Origin of the sequence: Pseudomonas sp. PDM15, from assembly GCF_014851565.1 — a bacterium.
In the GTDB taxonomy this organism is placed as follows: Bacteria; Pseudomonadota; Gammaproteobacteria; order Pseudomonadales; family Pseudomonadaceae; genus Aquipseudomonas.
In genome coordinates, this window is record NZ_JACVAA010000007.1 from 216,417 (window position 1) to 240,780 (window position 24,364).

Annotated in this window: 26 protein-coding genes; 20 read left to right on the plus strand and 6 right to left on the minus strand. The window is 64.0% G+C overall.

All coding sequences use genetic code 11. The features are described from left to right. Window positions 1–3: 3 nt before the first annotated feature. Entirely contained in the window at window positions 4–528 is a 525-nt protein-coding gene (locus IB232_RS19590; RefSeq protein ID WP_137974943.1) for a KdsC family phosphatase, read from the minus strand. Next, window positions 529–1,503: a KpsF/GutQ family sugar-phosphate isomerase gene (locus IB232_RS19595; RefSeq protein ID WP_192400252.1), complete on the minus strand. Its 975-nt coding sequence runs from the start codon at window positions 1,501–1,503 to the stop codon at window positions 529–531. 245 nt (window positions 1,504–1,748) lie between these two features. On the opposite strand from IB232_RS19595, the gene IB232_RS19600 reads away from it, so the two are divergent. The 10 genes from IB232_RS19600 to hisC all read left to right on the plus strand — a co-directional run bounded on the left by IB232_RS19600 (window position 1,749) and on the right by hisC (window position 9,960). Continuing rightward, window positions 1,749–2,558: an ABC transporter ATP-binding protein gene (locus IB232_RS19600; RefSeq protein WP_192400253.1), complete on the plus strand. Its 810-nt coding sequence runs from the start codon at window positions 1,749–1,751 to the stop codon at window positions 2,556–2,558. Beyond that, window positions 2,558–3,355: a lipid asymmetry maintenance ABC transporter permease subunit MlaE gene (mlaE, locus tag IB232_RS19605; RefSeq protein WP_137974940.1), complete on the plus strand. Its 798-nt coding sequence runs from the start codon at window positions 2,558–2,560 to the stop codon at window positions 3,353–3,355. The genes IB232_RS19600 and mlaE overlap by 1 nt, the downstream gene beginning before the upstream one ends. Beyond that, on the plus strand, window positions 3,355–3,822 hold the full coding sequence (gene mlaD / locus IB232_RS19610; RefSeq protein ID WP_137974939.1) for an outer membrane lipid asymmetry maintenance protein MlaD: 468 nt from the start codon (window positions 3,355–3,357) through the stop codon (window positions 3,820–3,822). The genes mlaE and mlaD overlap by 1 nt, the downstream gene beginning before the upstream one ends. A 2-nt stretch (window positions 3,823–3,824) precedes the next feature. Continuing rightward, window positions 3,825–4,472 (plus strand): phospholipid-binding protein MlaC, encoded by a 648-nt coding sequence (locus tag IB232_RS19615; protein ID WP_192400324.1) that lies wholly within the window; start codon window positions 3,825–3,827, stop codon window positions 4,470–4,472. Next, window positions 4,469–4,777, plus strand: a complete 309-nt coding sequence (locus tag IB232_RS19620; RefSeq protein ID WP_192400254.1) for a lipid asymmetry maintenance protein MlaB — start codon at window positions 4,469–4,471, stop codon at window positions 4,775–4,777. The genes IB232_RS19615 and IB232_RS19620 overlap by 4 nt, the downstream gene beginning before the upstream one ends. Window positions 4,778–4,893: 116 nt before the next feature. Beyond that, window positions 4,894–5,133 (plus strand): BolA family protein, encoded by a 240-nt coding sequence (locus tag IB232_RS19625; RefSeq protein ID WP_192400255.1) that lies wholly within the window; start codon window positions 4,894–4,896, stop codon window positions 5,131–5,133. Window positions 5,134–5,161: 28 nt separating this feature from the next. Beyond that, window positions 5,162–6,427: a UDP-N-acetylglucosamine 1-carboxyvinyltransferase gene (gene murA / locus IB232_RS19630; protein WP_192400256.1), complete on the plus strand. Its 1,266-nt coding sequence runs from the start codon at window positions 5,162–5,164 to the stop codon at window positions 6,425–6,427. Window positions 6,428–6,579: 152 nt separating this feature from the next. Further along, the gene (hisG, locus tag IB232_RS19635) at window positions 6,580–7,215 is read left to right on the plus strand and encodes an ATP phosphoribosyltransferase (protein ID WP_192400257.1); all 636 of its coding nucleotides are present in this window, start codon (window positions 6,580–6,582) and stop codon (window positions 7,213–7,215) included. A 266-nt stretch (window positions 7,216–7,481) separates the two neighbouring features. Further along, on the plus strand, window positions 7,482–8,792 hold the full coding sequence (gene hisD, locus IB232_RS19640; protein ID WP_192400258.1) for a histidinol dehydrogenase: 1,311 nt from the start codon (window positions 7,482–7,484) through the stop codon (window positions 8,790–8,792). 112 nt (window positions 8,793–8,904) lie between these two features. Beyond that, a complete protein-coding gene (gene hisC / locus IB232_RS19645; RefSeq protein WP_192400259.1) occupies window positions 8,905–9,960 on the plus strand; it encodes a histidinol-phosphate transaminase in 1,056 nt (351 codons plus the stop codon). A gap of 57 nt (window positions 9,961–10,017) precedes the next feature. Here hisC and algW read toward each other — a convergent pair whose 3' ends face one another. Then, entirely contained in the window at window positions 10,018–11,178 is a 1,161-nt protein-coding gene (gene algW / locus IB232_RS19650) for a Do family serine endopeptidase AlgW (RefSeq protein ID WP_192400260.1), read from the minus strand. Between the two features lie 114 nt (window positions 11,179–11,292). Between algW and IB232_RS19655 the strand changes: the two genes are divergently transcribed. From IB232_RS19655 to cysN, 3 genes are all read left to right on the plus strand, one after another. Beyond that, window positions 11,293–12,051: a Nif3-like dinuclear metal center hexameric protein gene (locus tag IB232_RS19655; RefSeq protein ID WP_192400261.1), complete on the plus strand. Its 759-nt coding sequence runs from the start codon at window positions 11,293–11,295 to the stop codon at window positions 12,049–12,051. A 123-nt stretch (window positions 12,052–12,174) separates the two neighbouring features. Continuing rightward, window positions 12,175–13,092: a sulfate adenylyltransferase subunit CysD gene (cysD, locus tag IB232_RS19660; RefSeq protein WP_192400262.1), complete on the plus strand. Its 918-nt coding sequence runs from the start codon at window positions 12,175–12,177 to the stop codon at window positions 13,090–13,092. A gap of 12 nt (window positions 13,093–13,104) precedes the next feature. Then, entirely contained in the window at window positions 13,105–15,003 is a 1,899-nt protein-coding gene (gene cysN, locus IB232_RS19665) for a sulfate adenylyltransferase subunit CysN (RefSeq protein WP_192400263.1), read from the plus strand. A gap of 194 nt (window positions 15,004–15,197) precedes the next feature. On the opposite strand, the gene IB232_RS19670 is transcribed toward cysN, so the two are convergent. Further along, window positions 15,198–15,632: a YhcB family protein gene (locus IB232_RS19670; RefSeq protein ID WP_192400264.1), complete on the minus strand. Its 435-nt coding sequence runs from the start codon at window positions 15,630–15,632 to the stop codon at window positions 15,198–15,200. Window positions 15,633–15,764: 132 nt separating this feature from the next. Here IB232_RS19670 and IB232_RS19675 point away from each other — a divergent pair, with 132 nt between their 5' ends. From IB232_RS19675 to zapE, 3 genes are all read left to right on the plus strand, one after another. Continuing rightward, the gene (locus IB232_RS19675) at window positions 15,765–16,394 is read left to right on the plus strand and encodes an alpha/beta hydrolase (RefSeq protein WP_192400325.1); all 630 of its coding nucleotides are present in this window, start codon (window positions 15,765–15,767) and stop codon (window positions 16,392–16,394) included. A gap of 18 nt (window positions 16,395–16,412) precedes the next feature. Then, window positions 16,413–17,759 (plus strand): tryptophan--tRNA ligase, encoded by a 1,347-nt coding sequence (locus tag IB232_RS19680; protein WP_192400265.1) that lies wholly within the window; start codon window positions 16,413–16,415, stop codon window positions 17,757–17,759. A gap of 75 nt (window positions 17,760–17,834) precedes the next feature. Next, a complete protein-coding gene (zapE, locus tag IB232_RS19685) occupies window positions 17,835–18,929 on the plus strand; it encodes a cell division protein ZapE (protein ID WP_192400266.1) in 1,095 nt (364 codons plus the stop codon). Between the two features lie 77 nt (window positions 18,930–19,006). Here zapE and IB232_RS19690 read toward each other — a convergent pair whose 3' ends face one another. Further along, window positions 19,007–19,909 (minus strand): GlxA family transcriptional regulator, encoded by a 903-nt coding sequence (locus IB232_RS19690; RefSeq protein WP_192400326.1) that lies wholly within the window; start codon window positions 19,907–19,909, stop codon window positions 19,007–19,009. 221 nt (window positions 19,910–20,130) lie between these two features. Between IB232_RS19690 and IB232_RS19695 the strand changes: the two genes are divergently transcribed. Together IB232_RS19695 and nfi are read left to right on the plus strand one after the other, a co-directional pair. Next, window positions 20,131–21,267, plus strand: a complete 1,137-nt coding sequence (locus IB232_RS19695; protein ID WP_192400267.1) for an acyl-CoA dehydrogenase family protein — start codon at window positions 20,131–20,133, stop codon at window positions 21,265–21,267. 88 nt (window positions 21,268–21,355) lie between these two features. Then, on the plus strand, window positions 21,356–22,063 hold the full coding sequence (gene nfi, locus IB232_RS19700; RefSeq protein ID WP_192400268.1) for a deoxyribonuclease V: 708 nt from the start codon (window positions 21,356–21,358) through the stop codon (window positions 22,061–22,063). A gap of 3 nt (window positions 22,064–22,066) precedes the next feature. Here the strand turns inward: nfi and IB232_RS19705 are convergent, their stop codons facing one another. Next, the gene (locus tag IB232_RS19705; protein ID WP_192400269.1) at window positions 22,067–23,104 is read right to left on the minus strand and encodes an NADP(H)-dependent aldo-keto reductase; all 1,038 of its coding nucleotides are present in this window, start codon (window positions 23,102–23,104) and stop codon (window positions 22,067–22,069) included. A gap of 275 nt (window positions 23,105–23,379) precedes the next feature. On the opposite strand from IB232_RS19705, the gene rplM reads away from it, so the two are divergent. Together rplM and rpsI are read left to right on the plus strand one after the other, a co-directional pair. Continuing rightward, a complete protein-coding gene (rplM, locus tag IB232_RS19710) occupies window positions 23,380–23,808 on the plus strand; it encodes a 50S ribosomal protein L13 (RefSeq protein WP_137974922.1) in 429 nt (142 codons plus the stop codon). A 14-nt stretch (window positions 23,809–23,822) separates the two neighbouring features. Beyond that, window positions 23,823–24,215, plus strand: coding sequence for a 30S ribosomal protein S9 (gene rpsI / locus IB232_RS19715; RefSeq protein ID WP_192400270.1), 393 nt, complete (start codon window positions 23,823–23,825; stop codon window positions 24,213–24,215). Window positions 24,216–24,364: the final 149 nt, after the last annotated feature.

Here is a 24,364-nt window from a genome sequence, read left to right on the forward strand (position 1 = left end):
GTCCTAGAGGTAGGCGGCCTGGGCGGCTTCGAGCGTGCCCTGGCCGCGCATGATCAGTTCGCAGAACTCGCGCGCCGCGCCTTCGCCGCCGCGGGCGCTGGTCACGCCGTGGGCGTGCTGACGGACGAAACCGTCGGCGCTGGCCACGGCCATGCCCAGACCGACGCGGCGGATCACCGGAAGGTCGGGCAGGTCGTCGCCCAGGTAGGCGACCTGTTCGTAGCTCAGGCCCAGCTCGCCGAGCAGTTCATCGAGCACCACCAGCTTGTCCTCGCGGCCCTGGTACAGATGCTGGATGCCGAGATTCTGTGCACGGCGCTCGACCACCGGGGTCTTGCGGCCGCTGATGATGGCGGTGCGCACCCCGGAGTTGATCAGCATCTTGATGCCGTGGCCGTCTAGGGTGTTGAAGGTCTTGAATTCGCTACCGTCGACGAGGAAGTACAGCTTGCCGTCGGTCAGTACGCCGTCGACGTCGAAGATGGCGAGCTTGATGGCCTTGGTGCGTTGCAGCAGTTCGTTGCTCATTTACATCACTCCGGCGCGCAGCAGGTCGTGCATGTTGAGGGCGCCGACCGGCTTGTCCTCGTCATTCACCACCACCAGTGCGTTGATCTTGTGGTCTTCCATGATTTTCAGCGCCTCGGCGGCGAGCATCTCGGCGCGGGCGGTCTTGCCGTGGACGGTCATCACCTGGTCGATGCTCGCTTCGCGCACGTCGATGCCCTTGTCCAGGGTGCGGCGCAGGTCGCCGTCGGTGAAGATCCCGGCCAGCTTGCCATCGGCCTCGACGATCACGGTCATGCCCAGGCCCTTGCGGGTCATTTCCAGCAGCGCCTCGCGCAGCGAGGTGCCGCGCTGTACCAGCGGCAGACGCTCACCGGCATGCATCACGTTCTCCACCTTGAGCAGCAGACGACGGCCGAGGGCGCCGCCCGGATGGGAGAAGGCGAAATCTTCGGCGGTGAAGCCGCGGGCTTCCAGCAGGGCGATGGCCAGGGCGTCGCCGATCACCAGGGAAACAGTGGTGGAGGAGGTCGGCGCCAGGTTCAGCGGGCAGGCTTCCTGGGCCACGCGGGCGTCCAGATTGACTTCGGCGGCCTTGGCCAGCGCAGATTCGGGGTTGCCAGTCATGCTGATCAGCTGGATGCCCAGACGCTTGATCAGCGGCAGCAGGGTGACGATCTCGGCGGTGGAGCCGGAGTTGGACAGGGCCAGGACCACGTCGTCCTGGGTGATCATGCCCATGTCGCCATGGCTGGCCTCGGCCGGGTGGACGAAGAAGGCCGGCGTACCGGTACTGGCCAGGGTGGCGGCGATCTTGTTGCCGATATGGCCCGACTTGCCCATGCCGACCACGACCACGCGCCCGCTGCAGTTCAGGATCATCTCGCAGGCACGCACGAAGTCGGCGTCGATGCGGCTCAGCAGGCTTTCCACGGCCTCGGCTTCGAGGCGGATGGTGCGCTGCGCGGACTGGATCAGGTCGCTGGTCTGGCTCATGAGATCTTCGCGGTGCTCGGCATAAAAGGCAGGGAGTATACCGACAAAGGCGGTCGGCCTCACCTGGCACTCGGCACGCTCGGTGCATCTTGTGACCAATTGTTATGAAAAAGTTGCAGCGGCTTGGGCTGCAATAGCCGCCAATGCTATATTCCGCGCCCTGTTCGGCCTGACCGCGGCGCGAGGTGTCCCTGCCGTGGGAATATGCGTCTGTCCATGGAAGGGCCGCATCACAAGGAGTTTGGATGAGCGCCGAGAATGCCTATGCCGTCGAGTTGAAGGGGCTAACCTTCAAGCGTGGCGCGCGCAACATCTTCGATAATGTCGATATCCGCATCCCGCGTGGCAAGGTCACCGGGATCATGGGGCCGTCCGGCTGCGGCAAGACCACCCTGTTGCGCCTGATCGCCGCCCAGCTCAAGCCGGCCAGTGGCGAAGTCTGGGTCAACGGGCAGAACCTGCCGAGCCTGCCGCGCAGCGACCTGTTCGACATGCGCAAGCAGTTTGGTGTCCTGTTCCAGAGTGGTGCGCTGTTCACCGACCTGGACGTGTTCGAGAACGTTGCCTTCCCGCTGCGCGTGCATACCCAGCTGTCGGACGAAATGATCCGCGACATCGTGCTGATGAAGCTGCAGGCCGTTGGCTTGCGTGGCGCCGTCGAGCTGATGCCAGACGAACTGTCGGGCGGCATGAAACGCCGTGTGGCGCTGGCCCGGGCGATTGCCCTGGACCCGCAGATTCTCATGTACGACGAGCCGTTCGTCGGCCAGGACCCGATCGCCATGGGCGTGTTGGTGCGCCTGATCCGTCTGCTCAACGACGCCCTCGGCATCACCAGCATCGTGGTGTCCCACGACCTGGCCGAGACCGCCAGCATCGCCGACTACATCTATGTGGTGGGCGATGGTCAGGTGCTGGGGCAGGGTACGCCGGCCGAGCTGATGGGCTCGGATAACCCGCGCATCCAGCAGTTCATGAAAGGCATTCCGGACGGTCCGGTGCCCTTCCACTATCCGGCGCCGGATTACCTCGATGATTTGCTGGGAGCGCGCTGATGCGTAGGAAGTCCCCTCTCGAACGCATCGCCCTGCTCGGGCGCGCCGGCATCGACGTGGTTGAGGCCATGGGCCGTTCGACCCTGTTCCTGCTCAGCTCGCTATTCGGCCGCAGCGGCCTGCGCAATGGCGGTCAACTGCTGATCCGCCAGCTCTATTCGGTGGGCGTGCTGTCGCTGCCGATCATCGTGGTCGCTGGCCTGTTCATCGGTATGGTGCTGGCCCTTCAGGGCTACAACATCCTGACCAGCTACGGCTCCGAGCAGGCGGTGGGGCAGATGGTCGCCCTGACCCTGCTGCGCGAACTCGGCCCGGTGGTCACCGGCCTGCTGTTCGCCGGGCGTGCCGGCTCGGCGCTGACCGCCGAGATCGGCAACATGAAGTCCACCGAACAGCTGTCCAGCCTGGAAATGATCGGCGTCGACCCGCTCAAGTACATAATCGCCCCGCGCCTGTGGGCTGGCTTCATCTCCATGCCGCTGCTCGCCGCCATCTTCAGCGTGGTCGGCATCTGGGGTGGCGCCATGGTCGCGGTGGACTGGCTCGGCGTCTATGAAGGCTCGTTCTGGTCGAACATGCAGAACAGCGTGGAATTCACCGAAGACGTGCTCAATGGTGTGATCAAGAGCATGGTGTTCGCCTTCGTCGTGACCTGGATCGCCGTGTTCCAGGGCTATGACTGCGAGCCGACCTCGGAAGGCATCAGTCGTGCCACGACCAAGACCGTGGTGTATGCCTCCCTCGCCGTGCTCGGCCTCGACTTTATTCTGACCGCCCTGATGTTTGGAGATCTCTGATGCAAAGCCGCTCCCTGGAAATCGGCGTCGGCCTGTTCCTGCTGGCTGGACTGCTGGCGCTGCTGCTGCTCGCCCTGCGGGTCAGTGGCCTGTCCGCCGCCAGCTCGGGTGATACCTACAAGCTGTATGCGAACTTCGACAACATCGCCGGTCTTACCGTTAGGGCCAAGGTAACCATGGCCGGCGTGACCATCGGCAAGGTCACCGCTATCGACCTGGATCGCGACAGCTACACCGGTCGCGTGACCATGGAGCTCGAGAAGCGGGTCGACAACCTGCCGCTGGACTCCACCGCCTCGATCCTCACCGCCGGTCTGCTGGGCGAGAAGTACATTGGCATCAGCGTCGGTGGCGAGGAGGATCTGCTGAAGGATGGCAGCACCATCCATGACACCCAGTCGGCGCTGGTGCTGGAAGACCTGATCGGCAAGTTCCTGATGAACTCGGTGAATAAGGAAAGCAAATGAACATGTTGAAGATCCTGCGCCGCGGCCTGCTGGTCGTGTTGGCAAGTCTGCCGCTGGCGGCCATGGCCGCGCCCAGCGCCCACGATGTGGTGAAGAGCACCACCGACGAGCTGCTCGGTGATCTCGAGGCCAACAAGGCCTCCTACAAGCAGAATCCGCAGTCCTTCTATGACACCCTGGATCGCATTCTCGGCCCGGTAGTGGACAGCGAAGGCATCTCGCGCAGCATCATGACCGTGAAGTACTCGCGCGGCGCCAGCGATGCGCAGCTGCAGCGTTTCGAGGACAACTTCAAGCGCAGCCTGATGCAGTTCTACGGCAACGCCCTGCTGGAATACGACAACCAGGGCATCCGCGTGCTGCCAGCCAAGGCCGAAGGCGCCGACCGCGCCAGCGTCGGCATGGAAGTCACCGACAAGAAGGGCACCGTCTATCCGGTGTCCTACACCATGGTGCAGGTCGACGGGCAGTGGAAGCTGCGCAACGTGATCATCAACGGCATCAACGTCGGCAAGCTGTTCCGCGACCAGTTCGCCGACAGCATGCAACGCAATGGCAATGACCTGGACAAGACCATCGACGGCTGGGCCGAAGTGGTGGCCAAGGCCAAGGACAGCGCCGAAGGCCAGCAGGCGAGCGGCCAGCAATGAGTGAAGCCGCCATCCGTCAGGGTGCCGGCGGCGAGCTGCTGCTCTCCGGCGTGCTCGACTATCGCAGCGGCCCGGCCCTGCGCGAAGCAGGGTGTGAGCTGATTGCGGCCAGCCCGGCGCGTGAGCTGGTGCTGGACTGCGCTGCGGTGGAGAAGTCCAGCAGTGTCGGCCTGTCCCTGCTGCTGGCCTTTATGCGCGATGCGGCCCAGGTGGGGAAAAGCCTGAAGGTGCGCGGCCTGCCGCAGGACATGCAGGGCATCGCCCGGGTCTCTGGCCTGCAGCAACTGCTCGACCTCCCGGCCTAAGCTGAACCAGAGCCCTCCGTCTGCCGGGCTTCGCAGGCGGGGGGCTTTTTTGTATCATTGCCGACCCCGCGAGCCTTGGGCCCGCCAGAATCCTTTTGCGCCGATCGAGGTTGAGCATGCAGGCCGTAGAAGTTAAGAACCTCCTGGAGGCCCAGCTGCCGAACACCCGCGTCGAGGTGGAAGGCGAAGGCTGCAACTTCCAGCTGAACCTGATCAGCGATGAGCTGGCCGCGCTCAGCCCGGTCAAGCGCCAGCAGCAGATATACGCCCACCTCAACGCCTGGATCGCCGATGGCAGCATCCACGCCGTGACCATGAAATTCTTCAGCCAGGCCGCCTGGGCCGAGCGTTCCTGAGCCTGCGGGCAGCGAGATCGAGATCCGAATGGACAAACTGATTATTACCGGCGGTATCCGCCTCGATGGCGAAATCCGCATCTCCGGGGCGAAGAACTCCGCCCTGCCGATTCTCGCCGCGACTCTGCTGGCCGATACCCCGGTCACCGTGTGCAACCTGCCGCACCTGCACGACATCACCACCATGATCGAGCTGTTCGGCCGCATGGGCGTGCAGCCGATCATCGACGAGAAGCTCAGCGTCGAAGTCGACGCCAGCAGCATCAAGACCCTGGTCGCACCGTACGAGCTGGTGAAGACCATGCGCGCCTCAATCCTGGTGCTCGGCCCCATGGTTGCCCGTTTCGGTGAAGCCGAAGTGGCTCTGCCTGGCGGTTGCGCCATCGGTTCGCGTCCGGTCGACCTGCACATCCGCGGCCTGGAAGCCATGGGTGCGAAGATCGACGTCGAAGGCGGCTACATCAAGGCCAAGGCGCCGGAAGGCGGCCTGCGTGGCGCGCACTTCTTCTTCGATATCGTCAGCGTGACCGGTACCGAGAACATCATGATGGCCGCGGCTCTGGCCAAGGGCCGTACCGTGCTGGAAAACGCCGCGCGTGAGCCGGAAGTGGTCGACCTGGCCAACTTCATCAACGCCATGGGCGGCAAGGTCAGCGGCGCCGGCACCGACACCATCACCATCGACGGCGTCGAACGCCTGGGTGGCGGTCGCTACAGCGTGATGCCCGACCGTATCGAAACCGGCACCTACCTGGTGGCCGCGGCCGCCACCGGTGGCCGCGTCAAGCTCAAGGACACCGATCCGACCATCCTCGAGGCTGTATTGGCCAAGCTGCAGGAAGCGGGTGCCGAGATCACCACCGGCAAGGACTGGATCGAGCTGGACATGAAGGGCAAGCGTCCCAAGGCCGTCAACGTGCGCACCGCGCCGTACCCGGCCTTCCCGACCGACATGCAGGCCCAGTTCATTTCCCTCAACGCCATCGCCGAGGGCACCGGCACCGTCATCGAGACCGTGTTCGAGAACCGCTTCATGCACGTCTACGAGATGAATCGCATGGGCGCGCAGATCCTGGTCGAGGGCAACACCGCCATCGTCACCGGCGTGCCGGCGCTCAAGGGCGCCCCGGTCATGGCCACCGACCTGCGCGCCTCCGCCAGCCTGGTGATCGCCGCGCTGGTCGCCGAGGGCGAGACCCTGATCGACCGCATCTACCACATCGACCGTGGTTACGAGTGCATCGAGGAAAAACTGCAGTTGCTCGGCGCCAAGATACGCCGAGTGCCGGGCTAAGAGTCTGTATACGATCTGCTGCGCGTCGGCCATGCGTCGTTAAAAACAGGCTCGGACTGCTCATTTACCATTCGTAAACTCCGCGTCCTCGCCTGTTTTTGCCTAGCCTGGCTCTAGCTCGCGAGATCGTAAACAGACTCTAAGGGCATTTCATGCTGACCATCGCGCTGTCCAAGGGCCGCATTCTCGACGACACCCTGCCGCTGCTCGCCGCGGCAGGCATCGAGCCGACCGAGAATCCGGAAAAGAGCCGCAAGCTGATCATTCCGACCACCCAGGATGACGTGCAGCTGCTGATCGTGCGGGCCACCGACGTGCCGACCTACGTCGAGCATGGCGCCGCTGACCTCGGCGTGGCCGGCAAGGACGTGCTGATGGAGTACGGCGGCCAGGGCCTGTACGAGCCGCTCGACCTGCAGATCGCCAACTGCAAGCTGATGACTGCTGGCAAGGTCGGCGCACCGGAGCCGAAAGGCCGCCTGCGCGTGGCCACCAAGTTCGTCAACGTGGCCAAGCGTTACTACGCCGAGCAGGGCCGCCAGGTCGACGTGATCAAGCTGTACGGCTCCATGGAGCTGGCCCCGCTGGTCGGCCTGGCCGACAAGATCATCGACGTGGTCGATACCGGCAATACCCTGCGTGCCAACGGTCTGGAGCCCCAGGAGTTGATCGCCCACGTCAGTTCGCGCCTGATCGTCAACAAGGCCTCGATGAAGATGCAGCACGGCCGCATCCAGGCGCTGATCGAGACCCTGCGCAGCGCCGTCGAGTCCCGACACCAACGCTGATACCTCCAGTGCGGCCTTGCGCCGCACGCGCCTATCCGTGTCATAGCCAGAATTCTCAGGTGCCCGCACGGTACGGCTGGTACTCTACGGGCGCCTGAAAGTCTGTTAGCGCTCTGCTGCGCGTCGGCCATGCGTCGTTAAAAACAGGCTCGGAATGCTCATTTACCACTCGTAAACTCCGCTTCCTCGCCTGTTTTTGCCTAGCCTGGCACTAGCTCGCGAGAGCGCTAACAGACTTTGCGCAATAGCCAATCAAGAGGCCCGCTATGACCGCTCCTACCGCCATCCGCCGACTCAATGCCGCTGACCAGGACTTCGCGCGACACCTGGATCATCTGCTGAGCTGGGAAAGCGTGTCGGACGACGCGGTCAACCAGCGCGTACTTGACATCATCGCCGCCGTGCGAAGCCGTGGCGATGCCGCCCTGGTCGAGTTCACCGAAAGGTTCGACGGCCTGCAGGTCGCCGGCATGGCCGACCTGATCCTGCCGCGCGAGCGCCTGGAGTTGGCCCTGACCCGCATCAGCGCCGAGCAGCGCGCCGCCCTGGAAAAGGCCGCCGAGCGCGTGCGCCTGTACCACGAGCGGCAGAAGCAGGACTCCTGGACCTACACCGAGGCCGACGGCACGGTGCTGGGGCAGAAGGTCACCCCGCTGGACCGCGCCGGCCTGTACGTGCCGGGCGGCAAGGCCTCGTACCCGTCCTCGGTGCTGATGAACGCCATCCCGGCCAAGGTCGCCGGCGTGCCGGAAGTGGTGATGGTGGTGCCGACCCCGCGTGGCGAGATCAACGAGATCGTCCTGGCCGCCGCCGCCATCGCCGGTGTCGACCGCGTGTTCACCATCGGTGGCGCCCAGGCCGTGGCGGCGCTGGCGTACGGCACCGAGAGCGTGCCGCCGGTGGACAAGATCGTCGGCCCCGGCAACATCTATGTGGCCACCGCCAAGCGCCATGTGTTCGGCAAGGTCGGTATCGACATGATCGCCGGCCCTTCAGAGATTCTTGTCGTGTGCGACGGCCAGACCGATCCGGACTGGATTGCCATGGACCTGTTCTCCCAGGCCGAGCACGACGAGGACGCCCAGGCCATCCTGGTCAGCCCGGATGCCGCCTTCCTCGACAAGGTTGCCGAGAGCATCGCCAGGCTGCTGCCGACCCTGGAGCGCGAGGCCATCGCCCGTACCTCCATGGAGGGTCGCGGCGCGTTGATCCAGGTCGCCGATATGGCCCAGGCCATCGAAGTGGCCAATCGCATCGCGCCGGAGCATCTGGAATTGTCTGTGGAGAATCCCGAGCAATACCTGCCGCAGATCCGCCATGCCGGCGCCATCTTCATGGGCCGCTATACGGCAGAAGCTTTGGGCGACTACTGCGCCGGGCCGAACCACGTGCTGCCGACCTCCGGTACCGCGCGCTTCTCCTCGCCGCTGGGCGTTTACGACTTCCAGAAGCGCTCGTCGATCATCCATTGCTCGGCCGAGGGCGCCTCCGAGCTGGGCAAGGTCGCGTCCGTGCTGGCCCGTGGCGAGTCGCTGACTGCGCACGCGCGCAGCGCCGAGTACCGCATCAAGCCCTGATGGCTGTTTTGTAGGGTGGACAGCGCTTTGCTTGTCCACCGTCTTGTTCGGTGGAAACACTTCGCGGTTTTCACCCTACGCAAACCGAACGAATTCGAGGAGAGAAGGGCAGATGAGCAAATTCTGGAGCCCCTTCGTCAAAGACCTGGTGCCTTACGTGCCGGGTGAGCAACCTAAACTGGCCAAGCTGGTCAAGCTGAATACCAACGAGAACCCCTATGGCCCGTCGCCCAAGGCGATCGCGGCCATGCAGGCCGAGCTGGGCGACAGCCTGCGCCTGTACCCTGATCCCAATAGCGACCGCCTGAAGCAGGCCGTGGCCGATTACTACGGCGTGAGCACCGCCCAGGTGTTCGTCGGCAATGGCTCCGACGAGGTGCTGGCGCATGCCTTCCACGGCCTGTTCCAGCACGGCAAGCCGCTGCTGTTCCCGGATGTGACCTACAGCTTCTACCCGGTCTACTGCGGCCTGTACGGTGTGCCCTACGAGGCGCTGGCGCTGGACGAGCAGTTCCAGATCCGCGTGGAAGACTACGCGCGCCCGAACGGCGGGATCATCTTCCCCAACCCCAATGCACCGACCGGCTGCCTGCTGCCGCTGGACGCCGTCGAGCGTCTGCTACAGGGCAGCCCGGACAGCGTGGTGGTGGTGGACGAGGCCTACATCGACTTCGGCGGCGAGACGGCGATCAAGCTGGTCGACCGCTATCCGAACCTGCTGGTGACCCAGACCCTGTCCAAGTCGCGCTCGCTGGCTGGCTTGCGGGTTGGCATCGCGGTTGGCCATCCGGACCTGATCGAGGCACTGGAGCGGATCAAGAACAGCTTCAACTCCTATCCGCTGGACCGCATGGCCATCGTCGGTGCGGCAGCGGCCTTCGAGGACGAGACCTACTTCCGCAAGACCTGCCAGTTGGTGATCGACAGCCGCGAGCAGGTGGTTGCAGCGCTCTCCGGTCTGGGCTTCGAAGTGCTGCCCTCTGCGGCCAACTTCATCTTTGCCCGTCACCCGCAGAAGGATGCTGGCGAGCTGGCCGCGGCACTGCGTGAGCACGGCGTCATCGTGCGGCACTTCAAGCAGCAGCGTATCGCCCAGTTCCTGCGTATCACCATCGGCAATCCTGAGCAGAACCAGGCGTTGCTGGATGCCCTGCGGCAAGTACTCTAACCAGAAGCCGTAACGTAAAAGGCGCCCCGTGGGGCGCCTTTTTTTCATGACCGCTGTTTAGGGTTGCTGCGGCTGCTGTACTTCGGCCGGGGGGCGCACGCCGATCTCGGCGGTCAGCTCCAGGGTCTCGCCGCCGCGCAGCACCTCGATCACCACCTTTTCGCCCGGCTGGGTGCGCGCCACCTGGTTCATCGAGCGGCGCCCGTCGACGGCGGCCTCGTCGGCGATCTTCAGGATCAGGTCGCCCGGCTGCAGGCCGGCCTTCTGCGCCGGACCGTCGCGGTAGATGCCGGCGACCAGGATGCCGGCACGGCCCTGCAAGCCGAACGATTCGGCCAGCTCCGGGGTCAGCGGCTGCACCTCGATGCCCAGCCAGCCACGGATCACCTGGCCGCGCTCGATGATCGCCTTCATCACGTCACGCGCCAGCTTGACCGGGATGGCGAAGCCGATGCCCTGCGAGCCGCCGGACTTGGAGAAGATCGCGGTGTTGATGCCGATCAGGTTGCCGTGGGCATCGACCAGGGCGCCGCCGGAGTTACCCGGGTTGATCGCCGCGTCGGTCTGGATGAAGTCCTCGTAGGTGTTGAGGCCCAGCTGGTTGCGCCCGGTGGCACTGATGATGCCCATGGTCACGGTCTGGCCGACGCCGAACGGGTTGCCGATGGCCAGGGTGACGTCGCCGATCTGGATCTGGTCGGAGCGTCCCAGGGTCATGGCTGGCAGATTCTTCAGGTCGATCTTGAGTACCGCGAGGTCGGTTTCCGGGTCGCTGCCGATCAGGCGGGCTACGGTCTCGCGGCCGTCCTTGAGCGCCACGACTATCTGGTCGGCGTCCGCCACCACATGGTTGTTGGTCAGCAGGTAGCCTTCCGCACTCATGATCACCGCCGAACCCAGGCTCGACTCCATGCGCCGCTGCTTGGGCAGGTTGTCGCCGAAGAAACGGCGAAACACCGGGTCTTCCAGGAGCGGATGGCTAGAGGTCTTGTTGACCATCTTGGTGGTGTACAGGTTGGCCACCGCCGGCGCCGCGCGGCTCACTGCGTCGGCATAGGACACCGGGCCTTCCCGGGCGATGCCATAGCGCGGCGCCTGTTGCAGGTGCACCTCGTTGCCGGGCAGGCCGACCCATTGCGGGTAGCGCTGGATCAGCAACAGTGCCAGCAACAGACCGACCAGCAGGGGCCAGCCAAGGAAGCGCAGGGCCTTGAGCATCTAAGTGAAATCCTGAGGGTTGCGAGGGCCTGGAGCGGCCCTTAAGGTGGCGGCATTATAGAGGCGCCGCCGGCCGGAAGGGCAGCGTCCGCAACAGTTTGATGAGGAAAAACCATGGCCATCGCCCTGACCACCCTGGTCGAGGAAGCCGACCGCTTTCTCGGCGCCGCGCGCATCAGCGATTACTGCCCCAATGGCCTGCAGGTCGAGGGCCGGCCGCAGGTACGGCGCATCGTCAGTGGCGTGACCGCCAGCCAGGCGCTGCTGGACGCGGCGGTGGAAGCCGAGGCCGACGTGGTACTGGTCCATCACGGCTACTTCTGGAAGGGCGAGGACGCCTGCATCACCGGGATGAAGCGCCGCCGCCTGCAGACCCTGCTGAGCAACGACATCAGCCTGCTGGCCTATCACCTGCCGCTGGATGTACATGCCGAGGTCGGTAACAACGTGCAGCTGGCGCGCCAGCTGGATATCACCGTGGAAGGCCCGCTCGATCCGAACAATCCGAAAGTGGTCGGCCTGCTCGGTTCGCTGGCCGAACCCATGAGCGCACGCGACTTCGCCCGCCGCGTGCAGGAAGTGCTGGGCCGTGAGCCGCTGCTGGTCGAGGGGCAAGGCATGGTGCGGCGCATCGGCTGGTGCACCGGCGGTGGCCAGGGCTACATCGACAATGCGATCGCCGCCGGGGTCGATCTGTACCTGGCCGGCGAGGCGTCGGAGCAAACCTTCCACAGCGCGCGCGAGAACGGGGTGGGCTTTATCGCCGCCGGGCATCACGCCACCGAACGCTACGGCGTGCAGGCCTTAGGCGACTATCTAGCGCGGCGTTTCGCCATTGAGCACCTGTTCATCGATTGCCCCAATCCGGTCTGAAAACCGGGCATATGTCTAGATCTTTTCGATCTAACAGGCTCCCTGAATAGAATAGGGCGCTGTGCTAGAGTGCGCGCTCGTCCACGGCCCGCCGGCCGTTCATTCCCAGATCTGTGATAAGCCATGCTCGACAAACTGACGCACCTGAAACAGCTCGAGGCGGAAAGTATCCACATCATTCGTGAAGTGGCCGCCGAATTCGACAACCCGGTGATGCTGTATTCCATCGGTAAAGATTCCGCCGTGATGTTGCACCTGGCGCGCAAGGCATTCTTCCCCGGCAAGCTGCCGTTCCCGGTCATGCACGTGGACACTCGCTGGAAATTCCAGGAGATGTACCGCTTCCGCGAGAAGATGGTCAAAGAGTACGGCCTCGACCTGATCACCCACATCAACCCGGATGGTGTGGCGCAGGACATGAACCCCTTCACCTACGGCAGTGCCAAGCACACTGACGTGATGAAGACCGAGGGGCTCAAGCAGGCACTGGACAAGCATGGCTTCGATGCCGCCTTCGGTGGCGCGCGCCGTGACGAGGAAAAGTCCCGCGCCAAGGAGCGCGTGTATTCCTTCCGCGACAGCAAGCATCGCTGGGACCCGAAGAACCAGCGTCCCGAGCTGTGGAACGTTTACAACGGCAAGGTCAAGAAGGGCGAGTCGATCCGCGTCTTCCCGCTGTCCAACTGGACCGAGCTGGATATCTGGCAATACATCTATCTGGAACAGATCCCGATCGTGCCGCTGTACTTCGCCGCCGAGCGCGAAGTGATCGAGAAGAACGGCACGCTGATCATGATCGACGACGAGCGCATCCTCGAGCACCTGTCTGACGAGGAGAAGTCGCGTATCCAGAAGAAGATGGTGCGTTTCCGAACCCTCGGCTGTTATCCGCTGACCGGTGCGGTGGAGTCCACGGCGACCACGCTGACCGACATCATCCAGGAGATGCTTCTGACCCGTACTTCCGAGCGTCAGGGCCGTGTGATCGACCACGATCAGGCCGGCTCGATGGAAGAAAAGAAACGTCAGGGCTACTTCTAAGGATTCCGCACCATGAGCCACCAATCTGATCTGATCAGCCAGGACATCGTTGCGTACCTGGCTCAGCACGAACGCAAAGAACTGCTGCGCTTCCTCACTTGCGGCAACGTCGACGACGGCAAGAGCACCCTGATCGGGCGCCTGCTGCACGACACCAAGATGATCTACGAAGACCATCTGGAGGCCATCACCAAGGACTCCAAGAAGGTCGGCACCACCGGCGATGACGTCGACCTGGCGCTGCTGGTCGACGGCCTGCAGGCCGAGCGCGAGCAGGGCATCACCATCGACGTGGCGTACCGCTATTTCAGCACCGCCAAGCGCAAGTTCATCATCGCCGACACCCCCGGCCATGAGCAGTACACCCGCAACATGGCCACCGGCGCCTCCACCTGCGACCTGGCGATCATCCTGATCGACGCGCGCTACGGTGTGCAGACCCAGACCAAGCGTCACAGCTTTATCGCCAGCCTGCTGGGCATCAAGCACATAGTCGTCGCCATCAACAAGATGGACCTCAAGGGCTTCGATCAGGGCGTGTTCGAGCAGATCAAGGCCGACTACCTGAAGTTCGCCGAAGGCATCTCGCTCAAGCCGACCTCGCTGCACTTCGTGCCGATGTCGGCGCTGAAAGGCGACAACGTGGTGAACAAGAGCGAGCAGTCGCCCTGGTACACCGGCCAGTCGCTGATGGAAATTCTCGAGACCGTGGAAGTGGCCGGCGACCGCAATTTCGACGACCTGCGCTTCCCGGTGCAGTACGTCAACCGCCCGAACCTGAACTTCCGTGGCTTCGCCGGCACCCTGGCCAGCGGCATCGTGCGCAAGGGCGACGAAGTCATCGCCCTGCCGTCGGGCAAGGGCAGCAAGGTCAAATCCATCGTCACCTACGAAGGTGAGCTGGAACAGGCCGGTCCGGGCCAGGCCATCACCATCACCCTGGAAGACGAGATCGACGTCTCCCGTGGCGACATGCTGGTGCATGCCGACAACCGCCCGCAGGTGGTCGACAGCTTCGACGCCATGCTGGTGTGGATGGCCGAAGAGCCGATGCTGCCGGGCAAGAAATACGACATCAAGCGCGCCACCAGCTATGTGCCGGGCTCGATTGCCAGCATCGCCCACCGGGTCGATGTGAACACCTTGGAAGAGGGCGCGGCGAGCAGCCTGCAGCTCAACGAGATCGGCAAGGTCAAGGTCGCCCTGGATGCGCCGATCGCCCTCGACGGCTACGCGCACAACCGCACCACCGGTGCCTTCATCGTCATCGACCGCCTGACCAACGGCACCGTCGGCGCTGGCATGATCATCGCTGATCCAGTCGGCGCTGGCGGCAGCACGCACCACGGTGAGCAAGCTCACGTATCGACCGAAGAGCGCGCCGCGCGTTTCGGCCAGCAGCCGGCCACCGTGCTGTTCAGCGGCCTGTCCGGTGCCGGCAAGAGCACCCTGGCCTACGCCGTCGAGCGCAAACTGTTCGACATGGGGCGCGCCGTGTACGTGCTGGATGGCCAGAACCTGCGCCACGACCTGAACAAGGGCCTGCCGCAGGACCGCGCCGGGCGTACCGAGAACTGGCGTCGTGCTGCCCACGTGGCGCGTCAGTTCAACGAGGCCGGCCTGCTGACCCTGGCCGCATTCGTCGCCCCGGATGCCGAGGGCCGCGAGCAGGCCAAGGCGCTGATCGGCAATGATCGCCTGATCACCGTCTACGTCCAGGCCTCGCCGCAGGTCTGCGCCGAGCGTGATCCGCAGGGTCTGTATGCTGCCGGTGGCGACAATATCCCCGGCGAGTCCTTCGCCTACGACGTGCCGCTGAATGCCGATCTGGTGATCGACACCCAGAGCATGTCGGTGGAGGAGGGCGTCAAGCTGGTGCTGGACATGCTGCGCAGCCGCGGCGCGATCTGATCGCGACGTCGGTAAGAAGAGCCTCGCCTAGTGCGGGGCTTTTTGTTTTCACGGCTTGCCGTAGGGTGCGCTGTGCGCGCCGCGACAGGCCACGGCAGGTGCGCATGGCCCACTCTACGGATAGCTGACGGGATAACCTGCCCTACGGACGCATAAAAAAGCCCCGCAATGCGGGGCTTTTTTATGTCTGCCGATCAGCGCTTGAGGCCGAAGGTCTCGTCCAGGGTGCCGGGGCTGTCCGGTTCCTTCGGTGCGTAGTCCTTGGGCGCCTCGTTGCTCTTCGGCGGGGTCAGGCGCTCGCGCGGGGCCTTGGCATCGTCGGTGTTGAGGGCGGCCAGCAGGCGCTGGCGGGTCAGTTCGTCGGCGGCCAGGCGGTTGGCGCCGTGGGACAGGTGTTCCTGCACGTCCTGGTAGCTCTGGGTGAGCTTCTTCACCAGGCTGGCGGTGGTGTTGAAGTGGGTCACCACTTCGCTCTGGTAGCTGTCGAAGCGCTGCTGCATTTCGTCCAGCTGGCGCTGGGTGCGGCTGGGTGCTGCGTTGGGCAGCAGGCGCGCGGCCAGGAAGCCGATGGCGACGCCAACCAGCAGGGCGATGGCGGGCAGCAGCCAGGGGGTGAGCGATTGTTCCACGAGTCCTTCCTCTGAAAGCGGCTTTGTTTTACGGTAGCGGCTCTCGCCGGCGCTGTATACCGCGGCAAAGCCCTGTTGTGCGATGTGCCTAACCAAGACGTGTCGACCCTGCCCGGGGTCACGGAGTTCCTGCTGTTGATCCGCGAAACCCCTCTGCTGCTCGACGGCCCCTGTGGCCAGCTCGAAGCCCTGTTCTGTGAAGTGCCGAATGCCCGCGGCGTCGCCCTGATTTGCCACCCCAACCCCGTGCAGGGCGGCACCATGCTCAACAAGGTGGTCTCCACCCTGCAGCGCGCGGTACGCGACATGGGCTACCACACCCTGCGCTTCAACTACCGCGGTGTCGGAGCCAGCGCTGGCAGCCACGACATGGGCACCGGCGAAGTGGATGACGCCGAGGCGGTCGCCCGCTGGCTGTGTGAGCAATACCCCGAACTGCCGCTGACGCTGTTTGGCTTTTCCTTCGGTGGCTTCGTTGCGGGCGCCTTGGCCGGGCGTCTGGAAGACCAGGGCGTGGCGACCGAGAAACTGTTTATGGTGGCGCCCGCCGTGCATCGCCTGCAGGCTCCCGAGCGCCTGCCTCAGAGCGGCGAACTGGTGGTGGTGCAGCCGGAGCAGGACGAGGTGGTCGATCCCGATGCGGTCTACGCCTGGTCGGCAGCGCTTCCCCGTGCCCATGAGCTGCTGAAGGTGGCAGAATGCGGCCACTTTTTTCATGGCAAGTTGCCGGAACTCAAAGACCTGGTTCAGCCACGTCTCTAATCGAAGCGATCACTGAACATGACCACCCGTATCCTTACCGGCATTACCACCACCGGCACCCCGCACTTGGGTAACTATGCCGGCGCGATCCGCCCGGCCATCATCGCCAGCCGCGCCGCCGACGCCGACTCCTTCTATTTCCTCGCCGATTACCACGCGCTGATCAAGTGCGACGAGCCAGCGCGTATCCAGCGCTCGCGCCTGGAGATCGCCGCCACCTGGCTGGCGCTCGGCCTGGACGTGAACAAGGCGACCTTCTATCGCCAGTCCGACATCCCCGAGATTCCCGAGCTGTGCTGGCTGCTCACCTGCGTTGCCGGCAAGGGCCTGCTCAACCGCGCCCACGCCTACAAGGCCTCGGTGGACAAGAATGTCGAGCAGGGCGAGGACCCGGATGCCGGCATCACCATGGGCCTGTTCAGCTACCCGGTGCTGATGGCGGCGGACATCCTGATGTTCAACGCGCACAAGGTGCCGGTCGGCCGCGACCAGATCCAGCACGTGGAGATGGCCCGCGATATCGGCCAGCGCTTCAACCACCTGTTTGGTCAGGGCAAGGAACTGTTCACCCTGCCCGAGGCGGTGATCGAGGAAGAAGTGGCGACCCTGCCCGGCCTCGACGGCCGCAAGATGAGCAAGAGCTACGACAACACCATTCCGTTGTTCGGCACCGCCAAGCAGCTGAAGGAGGCGATCGCGCGCATCGTCACCGACTCGCGCGCGCCGGGCGAACCCAAGGATGCCGACGGCTCGCACCTGTTCACCCTGTATCAGGCCTTCGCCAGCCAGGCGCAGCAGGTCGAGTTCCGTGCCGAGCTGGAAGGCGGCCTGGCCTGGGGAGAGGCGAAGAATCGCCTGTTCCAACTGCTCGACAATGAGCTGGGCGAGGCCCGCGAACGCTACAACGCGCTGATCTCCAAGCCGGCCGATCTGGAAGACATCCTCCTGGCTGGTGCCGCCAAGGCGCGCAAGATCGCCACCCCGTTCCTCGGCGAGCTGCGCGAGGCGGTCGGTCTGCGTTCCTTCCGCGAGCAGGTACAGGTGGCCGGTGGCGAGAAGAAGAAAGCGGCCAAGAGCGCGCGCTTCGTCAGCTTCCGCGACGAGGACGGCAGCTTCCGCTTCCGCCTGCTGGACGCCGCCGGCGAACAGCTGCTGCTGTCCAAGTCCTTTGCCGACGGCAAGGCCGCCGGTCAGGCCAGCAAGCGCCTGCAGTCTGGCGAGGCGCTGGATGTGCGCGCCGAGGGTCAGGCCTTCTCCGTGTGGCTGGATGGCGAGTCGGTCGGCGACAGTCCGGCCTTTGCCGACGCCGCCGCCCTGGATATCGCCATCGCTCGCCTGCGCGAGGCTCTTGCCCCGCAGGAGTAAGCGCACGGCGTGATTGCCAAGCAACGGGGCCGTCGCTAAAGTGGCCGCCCCGTTTTTGTTACCGAAGTTCCCAGCATGACTCCTCTTGAGCGTTATCAGGCCGATCTGAAGCGGCCGGACTTCTTCCACGACGCCGCGCAGGAAAACGCCGTGCGTCACCTGCAGCGACTGTACGACGAACTGGTGGCGGATTCCCAGGCGTCTTCCGGGCTGTTCGGCAAGCTGTTCGGCAAGAAGCGCCAGGAGCCGGTCAAGGGTCTCTACTTCTGGGGCGGCGTCGGCCGCGGCAAGACCTACCTGGTCGATACTTTCTTCGAGGCGCTGCCGTTCGAGCAGAAGATGCGCACCCACTTCCACCGCTTCATGAAGCGTGTGCACGAGGAAATGCGCACCCTCAAGGGTGAGAAGAACCCGCTGACCATCATCGGCAAGCGCTTCGCCGAAGAGGCGCGGGTGATCTGCTTCGACGAGTTCTTCGTCAGCGACATCACCGACGCCATGATCCTCGCCACTCTGCTGGAAGAGCTGTTCAAGAATGGCGTGAGCCTGGTGGCCACCTCCAACATCGTGCCGGACGGTCTTTACAAGGACGGCCTGCAGCGCGCGCGCTTCCTGCCGGCCATCGCTCTGGTCAAGCAGTACACCGAGGTGGTCAACGTCGACAGCGGCGTGGACTATCGCCTGCGTGCCCTGGAGCAGGCCGAGCTGTTTCACTGGCCGCTGGATGCCGAGGCCGAGATCAGCCTGGAGAAGAGCTTCAACAGCCTGCTGCCTGAGCACTGCAAGGTGGAAGAGAACAAGGTGCTGATGATCGAGAACCGTCCGATCGTGGCGCGCAAGGAGGGCGACGACGTGGCCTGGTTCGAGTTCCGCGAGCTGTGCGACGGCCCGCGCAGCCAGAACGACTATATCGAGCTGGGCAAGATCTTCCACGCGGTGATCCTGGCCAACGTCGAGCAGATGGGCGTGGCCAAGGACGACATGGCGCGGCGCTTCATCAACCTGGTGGACGAGTTCTACGACCGCAACGTCAAGCTGATCATCTCCGCTGAGGTGGAGCTGAAGGACCTGTATACCGGTGGACGCCTGAGCTTCGAGTTCCAGCGCACCCTCAGTCGCTTGCTGGAGATGCAGTCGCACGAGTTCCTCTCGCGGCCGCACAAGCCCTGATCAGAGGCGAGTGCGTAATACGAGAAGGGCTGCCCATGGGCAGCCCTTCTGCGTTTCAGGAGGCAGGCGGCCTGCGCTCAGGCGCTGTCCTTGTGCTGGAACTGGCGGCGGTACTGGTTGGGCGACAGCTCGGCATGCTGGCGGAACAGGCGGGCGAAGAAGCTGGCGTCGTCGTAACCGACTTCGTAGCTGATGGTCTTGATGCTTTTGCGCGTGGCACTGAGCAGGCCTTTGGCCGTCTCGATGCGCAGGCGCTGCAGGTAGTGCAGGGGCTTGTCGCCGGTCGCCGCCTGGAAGCGCCGCATGAAGTTGCGGATGCTCATGCCGTGCTGGCGCGCCACGTCCTCGATGCGGAATTTCTCGGCGAAGTGCTCTTCCAGCCACTGCTGTACCTGCAGAATGGCCACGTCCTGGTGCAGCTTCTGCCCGCCGAAGCCGATGCGCCCCGGGCTGTAGCTGCGCTGTGTCTCGTAGAGGATGTCACGTGAGACGCCCTGGGCGATGCCGGCGCCGCAGTAACGCTCGATCAGGTAGATGTACAGGTCGCAGGCCGAGGTGACGCCGCCGGCGCAGTACAGGTTGTCGGCGTCCGACAGGTGCTTGTCCTGGTTCAGCAGCACTTTGGGGAAGCGTTCGGCGAATTCGCGGAAGAAGCGCCAGTAGGTGGTCGCCTCCTTACCATCGAGCAGTCCGGCCTGGGCCATCCAGAACACGCCGGTGGCCTCGCCGCAGATGGCGCTGCCGGCGGCATGCCGTTCGCGTAGCCAGGGCAGGACCTCGGGGCAGTGCTGGCAGAGGACGTCGAAGTCGCCCCAGAACGCCGGCAGGATCACCACCTCGGCCTCGCCCAGGCTGCCGTCCACCGGGATCACCGCCTCGCTAAAGCTGGTCACTGCCTGGCCGTCCGGGCTGACCACGCGGATCTGGAACGCCGAGGTCGGTCCCAGGCCCTGCTGCTTGCCGTGGCGCAGCCCGGCCATGTGGAAGAAGTCCCGGGCCTGCATCAGGGTGGCCGCGAAGACGCCATCGGTGGCGAGTATGGCGATGCGAGTAGGCGACATGGTTGTTGTTCTTGTTAGTGATTAAACGGTCATCAGGTGGCTGGATCGTCTTATTTTTTGTCGCATGTGTCCAGTGCCCCTGGCAACGACGCTGGCCTAGAGTGTGGGCACCCAACGATCACTCAGAAGCAGGTGTAACAATGATTCCAAGAACCCTGTTCAGCTCCGAGCACGAGCTGTTCCGCGAGTCCGTGCGCAAGTTCTTCGAGCAGGAGGCGGCGCCTTTCCACGCCCAGTGGGAAAAGGACGGTCACATCGACCGCGCCCTGTGGAACAAAGCCGGTGACGCCGGCATGCTCTGTTCGCACATCCCCGAGGAATACGGCGGCATGAGCGCCGACTTCCTCTACAGCGCCGTGGTGATCGAGGAGCAGTCGCGCCTCGGCCTGTCCGGTGTCGGATTCTCGCTGCACTCGGACATCGTCGCGCCCTACATCCTTCACTACGGCAGCGAAGCGCAGAAGCAGCACTACCTGCCGAAGATGGTGACCGGCGAAGTGGTCACCGCCATTGCCATGACCGAGCCGGGCACCGGCTCCGACCTGCAGGGCGTGAAGACCACCGCCGTGCTGGATGGCGATCACTATGTGATCAACGGCTCCAAGACCTTCATCACCAACGGCTGGCTGGCCGACATGGTGATAGTCGTCGCCAAGACCGATCCCAAGGGCGGCGCCAAGGGCATCAGCCTGTTCCTGGTGGATGCCAACACTCCGGGCTTCTCCAAGGGCAAGCGCCTGGAGAAGGTCGGCATGAAGGCCCAGGACACCTCCGAGCTGTTCTTCCAGGATGTGCGCATTCCCAAGGAAAACCTGCTGGGCAAGGAAGGCATGGGCTTCGTCTACCTGATGCAGGAGCTGCCTCAGGAGCGTCTGACCGTGGGCGTCGGCGCCATCGCCTCGGCCGAGGCGGCGATCAAGTGGACCCTGGACTACACCCGTGAGCGCAAGGCCTTCGGCAAGTCCGTGTCGGACTTCCAGAACACCCGCTTCAAGCTGGCCGAGATGACCACCGAGGCGCAGATCGGCCGAGTGTTCGTCGACCGCTGCCTGGAGCTGCACCTGCAGGGCAAGCTGGATGTGCCGACCGCGGCGATGCTCAAGTACTGGGGTACCGACCTGCAGTGCAAGGTGATCGATGAGTGCGTGCAGTTGCATGGCGGCTACGGCTACATGTGGGAATACCCGATCGCCCGCGCCTGGGCCGACTCGCGGGTGCAGCGCATCTACGCCGGTACCAACGAGATCATGAAAGAGATCATCTCCCGCTCGCTGTAAGCCTCGCCTGGTTCGCCTGCGGTCGTCGCAGGCGAACCAGCCTCTCTCCGTGTCGGTCTACCGATCCATTGCGGGATTGGAGCTGCCGATGCATACATCGCCCTTCGCCGATTGGGACGGTACCGCGCAGCAGGCGCGCGTGTTGCAGCGCTCGCTGGCCGAACGAGTGGTGCTGGAGGATGACTTCGCGCCGCCGCGGATCATCGCCGGTGTCGATGTCGGCTTCGAAGAGCAGGGCAGTATCACCCTGGCGGCCGCCATGCTGCTCGATGCTGATACCTTGCAGCTAATGGCCCATAGCGTGGCGCGCATTCCCACCAGCATGCCGTATGTTCCGGGGCTGTTGTCCTTCCGCGAGCTGCCGGCCTTGCTGCAGGCATTGCGCGATCTGCCGCAGATACCGGATCTGATCTACTGCGACGGTCTGGGCATCGCCCATCCGCGTCGACTCGGCATCGCCTCGCACCTGGGCGTGGTGACGGGGCTGCCGACCATTGGCGTGGCCAAAAGCATTCTCGTCGGTACTCATGCGGAGCTGCCGCAGGAGAAGGGCGCCCGCGTGCCGCTCAGGCATGCGGGGGAGCAGGTAGGCTGGATGCTGCGCAGCAAGGACAAGGTCAAGCCGCTGATCGTCTCGCCCGGGCATCGCGTAAGCATGGACACTGCGGTGGAGCTGGTACTTGCCTGCTGCCGTGGCTATCGATTGCCTGAACCGACCCGCCTGGCGGATCGGCTGGCTTCGCGTCGCGGCGAGATGCCGGCGTTCAAGGCGGGTACGCCGGATCTTTTCGGCTGAGCCTCAGGGGGCCGGGTTGGGCTGCTCGCGATGGATGGCCTCGATGCCCTCCAGAACTTCTGCCGAGAGCTGAAGATCGATGCTGCCCAGGTTGCTCTCCAGCTGTTCCAGGCTGGTGGCGCCGATGATGTTGCTGGTGACGAAGGGCTGGCGGGTGACGAAGGCCAGCGCCATCTGCGCCGGATCCAGGTCGTGCTCGCGGGCCAATTGCACGTAACGGTCGCAGGCGGCCTGCGCCTGTGGGTTGGTGTAGCGCGAGAAGCGGCTGAACAGGGTGATCCGTGCATTGGCTGGGCGGGCGCCATTGGCGTACTTGCCGGAGAGCATGCCGAACGCCAGGGGCGAGTAGGCCAGCAGGCCGCATTGCTCGCGGATCGCTACTTCCGCCAGGCCCACCTCGAAGCTGCGGTTGAGCAGGTTGTAGGGGTTCTGGATCGACACCGCGCGAGCCAGGCCCAGGCTGTCGGCCAGTTGCAGGAACTTCATGGTGCCCCAGGGCGTTTCGTTGGACAGGCCTATATGGCGGATCTTGCCAGCTTTGATCTGCTCGCCGAGGGCTTCGAGGATTTCCTGCAGCGGGGTGAAGTCCTGCTCCTGATGGCGATAGCCGAGCTGGCCGAAGAAGTTGGTGCTGCGCTCCGGCCAGTGCAGCTGGTACAGGTCGATCCAGTCGGTCTGCAGGCGCCTCAGGCTTTCGTCGACGGCGGCGCTGATATGCGCGCGGTTGTGCTTGAGCTGGCCGCCGCGGATGTAATCGATGCCATTGCCGGGGCCGGCCACCTTGCTGGCCAGAATCCAGTCGGCGCGGTTGCCGCGGGTCTTGAAGTAGTTGCCGATAATGCGTTCCGTGGCTCCGTAGGTCTCGCCGCGCGGCGGCACCGGGTACATCTCGGCGGTATCGAGGAAGTTGATCCCGGCGGCGCGGGCGCAGTCGATCTGGGCGAAGCCTTCGGCCTCGCTGTTCTGCTCGCCCCAGGTCATGCTGCCCAGGCACAGGGCGCTGACGCTCAGGTCGCTGCGGCCCAGTTGACGGTATTCCATGTGCGATTCCTTGGTTCAAGCGGGAGCGCCAAGCATAAAGCAGGTTGCTATTTTCGCAGCAATCGGCATAATTCCGCGGCTCTCTCGATGGCACGCCTAGCCAAAGCGAGAGGGAAGGTGGGGATGCCTAGCCCACCGAAACCCCGCCGTAGCGGACGCGCTGACCCGAGCCCCCGACAGCGTCTGTTTCCGGCTGTCTTTGACCTTGTCAAAGCAAGCACTATTCAGTAAGATCCGCCGTCTTATTTTCAGGGCGGCCCCTGAGGCTATAGCGAATGAAGACTTTTACTGCAAAACCGGAAACTGTTAAGCGCGACTGGTACGTCGTCGACGCTGCAGGTCAGACCCTGGGTCGTCTGGCCACCGAAATCGCGAGCCGTCTGCGCGGCAAGCACAAGCCGGAATACACCCCGCACGTTGATACCGGCGACTACATCGTCGTGATCAATGCCGAGCAGGTGCGTGTAACTGGTGCCAAGACCTCCGACAAGATGTACTACTCGCACTCCGGTTTCCCGGGTGGCATCAAGGAAATCAGCTTCGAGAAGCTGATCGCCAAGGCCCCCGAGCGCGTGATCGAGACCGCGGTCAAAGGCATGCTGCCGAAGAACCCGCTGGGTCGCGACATGTATCGCAAGCTGAAGGTGTACAAGGGTGCCGTTCACCCGCACACCGCTCAGCAGCCCCAAGAACTGAAGATTTAACGGAATAGTTCATTATGTCGGCGACTCAAAATTACGGCACTGGCCGTCGCAAGACCGCTACCGCACGCGTATTCCTGCGTCCGGGCACTGGCAAGATCTCCATCAACAACCGCACCCTGGAAACCTTCTTCGGTCGCGAAACCGCTCGCATGGTCGTGCGTCAGCCGCTTGAGCTGACCGAGACCACCGAGAAGTTCGACATCTACGTCACCGTTCTCGGTGGTGGTGTCAGCGGTCAAGCCGGTGCGATCCGTCACGGCATCACTCGTGCTCTGATGGACTACGACGAAGGCCTGCGTCCTGCCCTGCGCAAAGCTGGCTTCGTGACTCGCGATGCTCGTGAAGTAGAACGTAAGAAAGTCGGTCTGCGTAAAGCGCGTAAGCGTCCGCAGTACTCGAAGCGTTAATTCGCTGCTACGTTCAAAGACGCCCAGACTCTTCGGAGCTGGGCGTTTTTTATTGCTGCCTGTTTTTACTCTGCGACAACCTGTCGCATTGGTGGAAAGCCCGGTCTGTAAGGCCTGCGACCAATTTGTATCCGGTAATTACCTTGTCA